The organism is Olavius algarvensis spirochete endosymbiont (assembly GCA_900608495.1).
Lineage (GTDB): Bacteria > Spirochaetota > Spirochaetia > DSM-2461 > DSM-2461 > UBA2779.
Genome location: UWYT01000031.1, coordinates 19,836 through 29,006, shown reverse-complemented (window position 1 = coordinate 29,006; position 9,171 = coordinate 19,836). Strand labels below are relative to the sequence as shown.

10 protein-coding genes are annotated in these 9,171 nt (G+C 49.3%); 4 read left to right on the top strand and 6 right to left on the bottom strand.

Going from position 1 to position 9,171, the window contains the following annotated elements:
• Positions 1–573: hypothetical protein (locus S1OALGB6SA_RS00680; protein ID WP_230204327.1), on the bottom strand; the 573-nt coding region annotated here is incomplete at its 3' end.
• A 117-nt stretch (positions 574–690) separates the two neighbouring features.
• On the opposite strand from S1OALGB6SA_RS00680, the gene S1OALGB6SA_RS00675 reads away from it, so the two are divergent.
• The gene (locus S1OALGB6SA_RS00675) at positions 691–2,634 is read left to right on the top strand and encodes an NAD(+) synthase (protein ID WP_124032225.1); all 1,944 of its coding nucleotides are present in this window, start codon (positions 691–693) and stop codon (positions 2,632–2,634) included.
• 48 nt (positions 2,635–2,682) lie between these two features.
• Here the strand turns inward: S1OALGB6SA_RS00675 and S1OALGB6SA_RS00670 are convergent, their stop codons facing one another.
• The 4 genes from S1OALGB6SA_RS00670 to S1OALGB6SA_RS00655 all read right to left on the bottom strand — a co-directional run bounded on the left by S1OALGB6SA_RS00670 (position 2,683) and on the right by S1OALGB6SA_RS00655 (position 4,982).
• Positions 2,683–2,973, bottom strand: coding sequence for an SEC-C metal-binding domain-containing protein (locus tag S1OALGB6SA_RS00670; protein WP_124032224.1), 291 nt, complete (start codon positions 2,971–2,973; stop codon positions 2,683–2,685).
• A gap of 34 nt (positions 2,974–3,007) precedes the next feature.
• On the bottom strand, positions 3,008–3,649 hold the full coding sequence (gene lipB / locus S1OALGB6SA_RS00665; RefSeq protein ID WP_195910216.1) for a lipoyl(octanoyl) transferase LipB: 642 nt from the start codon (positions 3,647–3,649) through the stop codon (positions 3,008–3,010).
• 25 nt (positions 3,650–3,674) lie between these two features.
• Positions 3,675–4,676: a histidinol-phosphatase gene (locus S1OALGB6SA_RS00660; RefSeq protein WP_124032222.1), complete on the bottom strand. Its 1,002-nt coding sequence runs from the start codon at positions 4,674–4,676 to the stop codon at positions 3,675–3,677.
• An 81-nt stretch (positions 4,677–4,757) separates the two neighbouring features.
• Complete coding sequence (locus tag S1OALGB6SA_RS00655) at positions 4,758–4,982, bottom strand: GH36-type glycosyl hydrolase domain-containing protein (protein WP_124032221.1); 225 nt, start codon at positions 4,980–4,982, stop codon at positions 4,758–4,760.
• A gap of 271 nt (positions 4,983–5,253) precedes the next feature.
• Between S1OALGB6SA_RS00655 and ilvD the strand changes: the two genes are divergently transcribed.
• The 3 genes from ilvD (at position 5,254) to S1OALGB6SA_RS00640 (ending at position 8,468) form a co-directional block, all read left to right on the top strand.
• Positions 5,254–7,083 carry a dihydroxy-acid dehydratase gene (gene ilvD / locus S1OALGB6SA_RS00650; protein WP_124032220.1) on the top strand — a complete coding sequence of 610 codons (1,830 nt, stop codon included), beginning with the start codon at positions 5,254–5,256 and terminating at the stop codon, positions 7,081–7,083.
• A 159-nt stretch (positions 7,084–7,242) separates the two neighbouring features.
• Entirely contained in the window at positions 7,243–7,800 is a 558-nt protein-coding gene (locus S1OALGB6SA_RS00645; protein WP_195910214.1) for a tetratricopeptide repeat protein, read from the top strand.
• Positions 7,801–7,862: 62 nt separating this feature from the next.
• The gene (locus S1OALGB6SA_RS00640) at positions 7,863–8,468 is read left to right on the top strand and encodes a pentapeptide repeat-containing protein (RefSeq protein WP_195910213.1); all 606 of its coding nucleotides are present in this window, start codon (positions 7,863–7,865) and stop codon (positions 8,466–8,468) included.
• Positions 8,469–8,934: 466 nt separating this feature from the next.
• Here S1OALGB6SA_RS00640 and S1OALGB6SA_RS00635 read toward each other — a convergent pair whose 3' ends face one another.
• Entirely contained in the window at positions 8,935–9,141 is a 207-nt protein-coding gene (locus S1OALGB6SA_RS00635; protein ID WP_124032217.1) for a hypothetical protein, read from the bottom strand.
• Between the last annotated feature and the right edge of the window lie 30 nt (positions 9,142–9,171).

Here is a 9,171-nt window from a genome sequence, read left to right as displayed (position 1 = left end):
ATATCCCCTAGGACCATACCCCATAGGACCATATCCCCTAGGACCATACCCCATATGACCATATCCCCAAGGACCATACCCCATAGGATCATATCCCCTAGGATCATACCACTCCAAGTTAATCTCTTCCCCGTCCACCTCGGCCGAAACAACCATCAAGTGCACAGACGAAAAAGGCGCTTTAAAAGCCTCAATACTCAAAGCCGCACCCTCGGCTGAGAGCATGTCGCTTCCGCTAAACATACCTGGAGCCATAAGATAGTAGAGTTCTCCATCATCGGTAAGAATCGCTGGATACGAGCCTTCTTCCATCCTGAAAGTTCCGGTATAAACCTGAAGTTCAGACACCCCCTCCACGAAACCTTCGATGCCCCATTCACTAGGATAAATCTCTTTATACTGGTTCTCGCCGGAAGCAAATGCACCCACGGCTACATAAAAAACCAGAACCACAGCAGCAATAAACTTCATTCTAAATACCTCCTCAAAATACTTATACCTAAGAGTATCGCCTTCAAATATGAACGGATTGTAAACCGAATATATTTTTTTGTACTTAAATGCCGCCAGCACGCCTGGTGTCGCCTTTTCTCAAACTTATCCACCAAAGCCTCCAATTGCGGCGCCTCGCGTTCCGAAGTCTGAAACAGGCATACTGGCAATCGGTAACTCGGATTGTTACAATGGGCTATGAGTATTAATGGCTACCTTCGCGTTGCCTGTGCCATTCCCACCATGAAGCCGGCGAATCCAGCATACAACGCCAACTCCATTATTCAAAGTTATATCACCTGCCGCAATATCGGCGCAGATTTAATACTCTTTCCGGAACTCTCCCTAAGTGGTTATACCTGTGCGGATCTATTCTTTCAATCCTGTCTTCTGGAGGAAATAGAAACCCAAACTCTAAGTATAATAAGAGAGTGTAACGAAGGAATAATTGTTTTCGGCCTGCCCATCTCTCAACAAGGTCGGCTGTTCAACAGCGCCTTGGTTGCCCAAGGCGGCAAAATCCTAGGCATTGTGCCCAAATCCTACGTGCCCGATTCACAGGAATATTACGAAAACCGTTGGTTCGCATCGTCATACGAAGCCAGGGAGACGCACGTGAAAATAGGCGGGTTCTCTGTACCCTTCAACACCAAACTCTGTTTCACCCACGATGAACGCCTTAGCTTCGCAGTGGAAATCTGCGAAGATCTCTGGGCTCCCATTCCGCCATCCTCCAGGCATGCCATCGCCGGGGCTCAGATATTGCTAAACCTTGCTGCCTCCAACGAACTGGTTGCCAAGGCAGATTACAGGCGCGAACTTATAAGAAATCAATCTGCCAGATGCCTTGCCGCCTACATATATTGCTCGGCGGGTCCATGTGAATCCAGCACTGATACTCTCTTCGGAGGCCACGCTCTGATCGCAGAAAACGGACGAATCCTTGCTGAAAATCAACGTTTTCCAGTGGGAGCCGATCAGTTGGTTACTGATATCGATGTGGAGTTACTCAATCACGAACGCAGAATTTCGCGCAGCTTTGGGTCTGCCGCAAAAAGAGAACTCGGGGAACTCAGCTACAACAACATAGCGCTCAAAGCTCCTGTCATGGGCGGAGTAAAGAGAATTCTTAGAACAATTTCTCCCCACCCCTTCGTACCATCCAGCGAAGCGGAACGAAATCTGCGCTGCAAGGAAATACTTTCTATCCAAGCCGCGGCGCTGGCAACGCGCATGGAGCATAGCAATTTCAAAAAGATTGTACTGGGCTTATCCGGCGGCCTGGATTCCACACTCGCCTTGTTGGTGATAATCAATACCTTAGATAGACTTTCGCTGCCCCGCGATAGAATTCACGCCCTAACCATGCCTGGCTTCGGCACCACAAAGAGAACCCTTGAAAACGTAAAAAGGCTATGCACGGCGTTCGATGTCGAACTCGAAACCATCGACATCCGAGAATCCTGCAAGCTGCAGATGAAAGAACTCAGTCACAGCGGTCAGGCCGACAACATCGCCTTTGAAAACATTCAAGCCAGACATCGAACCGCCCTTCTTATGAACAAAGCCAATATGCTGGATGCGCTGGTTGTCGGAACTGGCGACCTCTCTGAACTGGCTCTGGGCTGGTGCACCTTTAGTGGCGATCATATCTCGAACTATTCAGTTAATTCCGGGGTTCCCAAAACACTTGTTCAATATCTAATTAGGTGGTTTGTCGAGAATCATCCCCTGAACGAGATTCGCGATACACTGCTGGACATATTGGATACTCCAATCAGCCCCGAATTACTGCCTCCGGATTCGAAAGGCAATATAAGCCAAAAAACCCAGGATGAGATAGGCCCCTACGAGTTGCATGATTTCTTCTTGTACTACGCAATCCGCTATGGTTTCGGTCCGAGCAAGGTATCTGCTCTTGCTGAAAACGCTTTCAAAACTATCTACGAACTTCGAACTATCAGGAAATGGCTGCGGGTGTTTTATGTACGCTTCTTCTCCCAGCAGTTCAAACGTTCTTGCCTGCCTGACGGCCCCAAGATTGGAACAATCGCGCTCTCTCCGCGTGCGGATTGGAGAATGCCCTCCGATATCCAGGCAGACACCTGGCTAAAAGAGTTGGATTCACTACCCAAAAACTGAAGCACGAGGTGAAATTTTGTTAAACGCGCCTATTTAGGAATCATTTAGCTAAACGGCACCTCGGCGTGGAATATTCGGGTGCGTATTCGAACCGCTACGTGCTCTGCCAACCTTCTGTCTTTCGTTACGCCATTTATTTGTCTTATTGCCATTCTGCTCGTCAAGATCGGTCCCGGCCTGAGTTGCCTCCCGCTCGGAGGCCACGGCAGCCGATTCCGCACGTTCCGACGCTTCATCTTCTCCCAAATGACATTTTTTATACTTCTTCCCCGAACCACAGAGGCAGAGATCGTTTCTGCCCGTTTGCGTTAGCCGCTTCTTGTAATCGTCCTTCCCCATATCATCATCCTAGAATCAAAACTTGGAAGAAAAGCTAAAGATTAATCTCCAGTTTAGTATAACTCAAAGTCTCACCCAATGCACACGCAATTGCATAACCTTCTGCAACAAGATTGTACGAATTGCCCGTCAACTTTTCGAGAGAAGTTACGCCGCCATCAATAATACCGCACGGTACTATCCAATCGAAATGGGATAGATTGGTGTTAACGTTGTAGGCAAAACCATGGAGTGTGATTCTTTTTTTTAAGGCGATGCCGATGGCGGTGATTTTATCGTGACCAACCCAAACACCGGTATGCTCCGGATAGGTATTTGCCTCGATGTTATGCAAATCGGCAAGATATCGGACAAAAGCGGCCTCGATGTTTTTCACTAGCGCACGCACCCGGCAGTGATGCATCTCAATCGATGTAATCAAATAACCAACCAATTGCCCCGGTCCATGATAAGTAACCTCGCCACCCCTATCGCTATTGACAACAGCTACACCGTGAGTGAAGGGATTAATCAGGATATTATGGCTTTGTTTCTTGCGAAGTCCAGTAGTGATAACCGGAGGATGTTCAAGGAGCCAAAGCGTATCGGGAATTTTGTTCTCCAGACGATTTTTATGGAGTTCGTACTGGCGGGTCAATGCCTGTTCGTATGGAACCGGAACTGTATCGTGTAGCACTTGAAGTATCATAGTTAACCAGACTCTATATTGACAGCGCTGTCCAAGCTCCATTTAAAAGCGCCCATTGCTCATTATAGCCGACATCCTTGCAAAGTGCAATCGACTCCTCAAAGTAACAATCAATATCTCGCGGGCGATGGGCATCCGAATTGATTATAATTCTAATATCCCGCTTTGCCGCGTCAGCCAATATCCATGGCGAAGGGTAAACCACATCCATGGCGTTCCTACATATCGCACCAGTATTGAGTTCCATAATCTTATCGCTCGCCGCAAGGGCCTCCAGGGCGAGAGCAACATGGCGCCGATACCATAAGGCATTCTCTGAGAAATATTTGCCATCACTATTCCTCTTCTTTATCACATCGAAGTGAGCCAGAATATCAAAGCCATCAAGCCGCACCAACTCTGCAATTCGAGCAAAGTACGCCTCGCTTAGAAGCTCGAACGAACCCTGATAAATATTGTCGAGAAGCCATTTAATCGCATTCTCAGAACTGTCAACGCAGGCATAATTGGGGTTCCGTTCCAAAGGGCAGGTGCAATGCACCGATGCAATCGCAAAATCCAGGCCAAGTCTGCTCCACCTGAAATCTTCCGGAGACTGTGAACCGGGAATATAGTCAATCTCCAGGCCCTTGTAAATTTCAATCCTGCCATTCCACTTTTTTCTCTGTCGCTCTAGCTCCGTAAGATACAAACCGAGACGCTCTTCATTCAATGTCCAATCGTTCTCCACTGGAATCGGAGCGTGGGAACTGAACCCAAGCGCAGCGAACCCCCTTTCCATGCCAGCTCGAACATAATCCTCAATGGAACCCTCACCATCGCAAAATTCATTATGCATATGATAATTGACACCAGCCATACTTGCCTCCGCCAGATGTGCCCCCATCGCTCGAGGGAGTAACAGTGTTCCCCATGGATTTCCATCGAAGTTTATCAATCTAACGCCACGGCTGCCGCTACGATTTCGATTTTCAAAACCAATCTCATAGCGCTCGTTACGAAACAAGCGCTTCACGGTAAAGACATCTCAATCGGCTGGAACAAGGGGATCAATTTCCAGTTCATTCCGGTAAGGCCCAACACCCATACCGGCTAATCACAACAAAACTCCATGCCACGGTTCCGGCAAACCAGGAGCCTCACCGTATCGCCCAGCTTCCTTCCCAGCAATCATCTGAGCATAAATATAGGGCTCAGTGTGATGAAAATCGCTAAATTCTCCCCGCCGGGCGGGTGCAATTTGCCAGGCCCTATCTGCATTTCCGGCGATTACCTCTGCGATTGTCACCCAGAAATGGCAGGATATACTTCCATTCTCCAGATTGCCAGCCCCTCTTGGCTTTCACTTCGCATTTGGAGGATTTTCCGCGTAAACCTGTGCCGAGTCAGCGAGCAGGAATCTTCCGTACCCTGATAATTTATCCATGGCCGGCGCTATAGGCGTTGTGATTACATACTCTTCTTACATCGTCGTCCAGAATATCCGCAGGTCAACCACGCCTCCCGATCACCCCGCCTAGACAACGGCTGCTTAGGATGAATCTAGCATAAACTGGACATCTCTGCTTATACTGTTCCGGCGGGAGCTATCAATGACCAATAAACTAAGAAGCGCTACGAACAGGAATGGGCGTCTGATGGCCGGCGCCAGAGCTCTATGGAGAGCGAATGGGATGACTGAATCCCAGATGTCCAAACCACTCATCGCCATTGCCAATTCATTCACGCAGTTTGTTCCCGGGCATGTACATCTGCATGATGTTGGACAATTGGTGAAAAAGCAAATCGCAAAGGAGGGTTGCTTTGCCGCAGAATTCAACACTATCGCGGTGGATGATGGAATTGCCATGGGGCATGGGGGAATGCTCTACTCCCTGCCCTCAAGGGAAATAATAGCCGACAGCGTTGAGTACATGGTTAACGCCCACTGCGCCGATGCCCTGGTGTGTATTTCCAATTGCGACAAGATAACCCCCGGAATGCTAATGGCCGCTATGAGACTGAATATCCCAACAGTTTTTGTTTCCGGCGGTCCCATGGAAGCCGGAAGGATGGGTAGGAAGAGATTGGATCTTGTCGATGCCATAGTAATGGCGGGCGATGAATCGGTAAGCGAAGAGGAGCTGAAAGAAGTGGAAAATGCCGCCTGTCCCACCTGTGGCTCCTGTAGTGGAATGTTTACCGCCAATTCGATGAATTGTCTTGTGGAGGCTCTCGGTTTGGGCTTACCGGGCAATGGCACCATTTTGGCAACTCACGCCGATAGGGCTGAACTTTTTGTTCGTGCGGCCAAGCTGGTAGTCAAGCTCGCCGAACGTTACTATAACGAGGGAAATTTTGAGGTTCTACCACGCAGCATTGCAAACAAGGCGGCTTTCAAAAACGCCATGACCCTTGACATCGCTATGGGGGGTTCTACCAACACGATACTTCACATACTGGCGATTGCAAGAAGTGGAGGGGTGGATTTCAACCTAAGCGATATAGACAGGCTTAGCAGGAAGGTTCCGTGTCTGTGCAAGGTGAGTCCCAACTCGAGGGAGTATCATATTGAAGATGTCCACAGAGCTGGCGGTATTCTTGGCATACTTGGCGAGCTTAGCCGAGCGGCGCTCATAGATGAAACTGTCAATCGAATTGACGCGCCCAGTCTTGGGGCAGCATTGGATGAATGGGACATAGCTAGAGGAAGCTCTTCCAAAGCTGCAAAACTACTCTATCGAGCGGCACCTGGAGGACGCCGCAGCATTCTGATGGGTAGTCAGTCCGCTCGCTATAAGGAGCTGGATCTGGATAGAACCTCAGGCTGCATCAGAGAAATTGCAAATGCCTATTCAAAGGACGGGGGCCTTGCGGTTTTATTCGGCAACTTGGCAGAAGATGGCGCAGTGGTGAAAACCGCGGGTGTAGATGAAGCAAACCTGCAGTTTTCGGGTGTGGCAAAAGTGTTTGACTCCCAGGAAGCGGCCGTTAAGGCCATTTTGGATGAAGAAATCGTCGCTGGAGATGCGATTGTAATCCGTTTTGAGGGACCCAAAGGGGGGCCTGGCATGCAGGAAATGCTATATCCCACTAGTTACTTGAAATCGCGGAGCTTGGACAAAGTTTGCGCGTTATTGACAGACGGGCGTTTCTCCGGCGGCACCTCGGGGCTCTCCATCGGTCACGTATCTCCGGAAGCGGCGGCGGAAGGCGCGATTGCTCTGATTCAAAATGGAGACATAATCGATATAGACATCCCAAAACGAAGCCTCAATCTCCGCCTAGACGCCACCGAACTAGCCCGCCGTCAGCGAGCGGAATCAGCTAAAGGCGAAGCCGCCTGGAAGCCTCGGCGCAAGAGAATCGTAAGCGATTCATTAAAGGCCTATGCCCATCTGGCCACCAGCGCGGATAAGGGCGCAATCCGAATAGTTCCCTAGCCTCATAAAAGCCCTCGCGACAATGAGGATACACCTTCATCGACGCATTAAACAAGTTCGTTGTTCACAGAGAAATGCTTTGGCTAAGGAAGAGAGGTTTTTGCTTAATCATTCAGGGTTAGGGTCCGTTAATGAATTTATTGGCCTTTGGAGATGCAAATGATAGACCAAGCAGAGCTACTTATGCGCGAAGGTGCATTTGAGGAAGCCAAGCTTATTCTTTCCGAAATTATCCTGGAAGACCCGGCAAACCTTCGAGCAATATGCGATATAGGAATTGCCTACACGGAAACTGGAGAAAACGATAAGGCAATTCGCGCCCTGCTTCATTACATCAGCAACGACAATTCAAACCCTTACGCATGGGAAGCGCTCGGCTGCGCCAGATTTAGAATAGGCGATATCAACCTATCCATGAAAAATCTTCGCAAATCCCTCGCTATTTTCCCGCACAATGCTTCCGCGCTTCGGAATCTGGGCATACTCTACAGCATAGTTGGGAAAAAATCCGACGGCTTGCGCCTATTGCAGAAATCTATCAGACTCGCACCGCACGATTATCGAAATCACTATGCTCTTAGCTGCGCCTATCGAGAGCTTGGGAAAAACAAGGAACGCGAAAAGGTACTGGAACAACTCCTCAAGTTCGAACTTCCGGAAGTGATTCGCAAGGATGTGGAAGTGAGCCGTATCCGGATGACACTAGGTTGGGACTAGCAGCTCGCACATAGACTTCGGCCACAGCTTAGCTTAACATAGCTCTTAGAATGGAGGTAGCGTTGGGGGTACAAAGCAATTTCCGGGGCAACCCTCAGCATTTGGCCTACCTGATTGAGTCGGCACGCAGGGGGGATATCAGCCTGTGGAATAGCTATGCACGCAAGATGAGTGCCACTACTCACGCGCGCCTTGCCGGAGCATCGCTAAGAGATCTATCGCTCGGCGAAGCAAATCTGATGGGCGCCGATCTCCGTGATGCGGATATGAGCGGGGCGAATTTGACTCGTGCCAATCTTGCCGGAGCGAAACTGCAAGGCGCTTCCCTTGTGGGAACGAACTTCAGAGGAGCGCGCCTTGACCACTGTGATTTCTCAAATTCCAATCTGAGCAGGGCAAACCTGGTGGCCGCAGATCTGTGCACCGCTATTTTCACGGATGCCACTCTAAGGGGAACCAATGGAATTGATGAAGAAGTTGCAAGTATTTCCGACTCGGAACCGAACAAAATGGATTCAGGGATGAGTCCGTGGATTCTGGCTCTAAAGGAAGAAATTCAACGAAAAAAACTGCGACTTACCATGGAAAAGGAACAAGCCGCGGTTAAACGCAGAAGATTAAACCGCAAACTGGGACGCCGGAGACCGTTGTTTCGCAAGGTAAAATAGCTAGTGCGTCATATGAGATTGGGAGGATAGAATCCGGGTATCTGCCCTCGTCGAAAATGGCAACGCAATATGCGCCTCTGGGACCGCCTTCCGAGTACGGCGCTCAGAAAAGATTTGCCACACAGACAAACCACGCCACTTCAAACAGCGAAGTTGTGTCGGCGACATTTTGTGTGCCAAGCGGCTATGCCGATTAAGTTCGGTGCCTTGTGCTCATAAGCTACACGGGAAAAGTCGGCGAAGGACAGCGAACTTGAGGCCGCAATGATGATGCCTTGGCCATTTCATGCCTCTCAAAAAAGGCGGGGTTCGCCCGGGAACGGCCAACTCATACACGCTTTGTGAGAAAGGGCAGCTCCTTCATTACGTGTTACGACGGGTACAGGAAAACCGGAGTGAGATATAGGTGAGATACTTGCTCCGGCAAAGAATGATTTTTGAGATATCTTAGGGGCTCGACATCAACCTAGAAATCTTTTTCCTGTACTGTTTTCCGTTTCGCGGATTTTGCGTTTTCGATGGCTTCGTCGCACATTTCACGCACCTTGTCGGAAAGATTGTCGATGACGGCAGATGAGCATTTCATATTCGCTGTTGTCCTGATATAGGCCTTTATCTTGGAGGCTACAACCAGTGCTTCTTTTTCGGCCATTGCCAGCTCCTTGTAGTTCAATTTGCGTAATCATACTAAACTATAGCTGTT

Bases quoted from the DNA above. Each gene is read 5' to 3' on its own strand.
- S1OALGB6SA_RS00675 (WP_124032225.1), top strand. From the start codon at position 691: ATGAGTATTAATGGCTACCTTCGCGTTGCCTGTGCCATTCCCACCATG.
- S1OALGB6SA_RS00670 (WP_124032224.1), bottom strand. From the start codon at position 2,973: ATGGGGAAGGACGATTACAAGAAGCGGCTAACGCAAACGGGCAGAAAC.
- ilvD (WP_124032220.1), top strand. From the start codon at position 5,254: ATGACCAATAAACTAAGAAGCGCTACGAACAGGAATGGGCGTCTGATG.
- S1OALGB6SA_RS00645 (WP_195910214.1), top strand. From the start codon at position 7,243: ATGATAGACCAAGCAGAGCTACTTATGCGCGAAGGTGCATTTGAGGAA.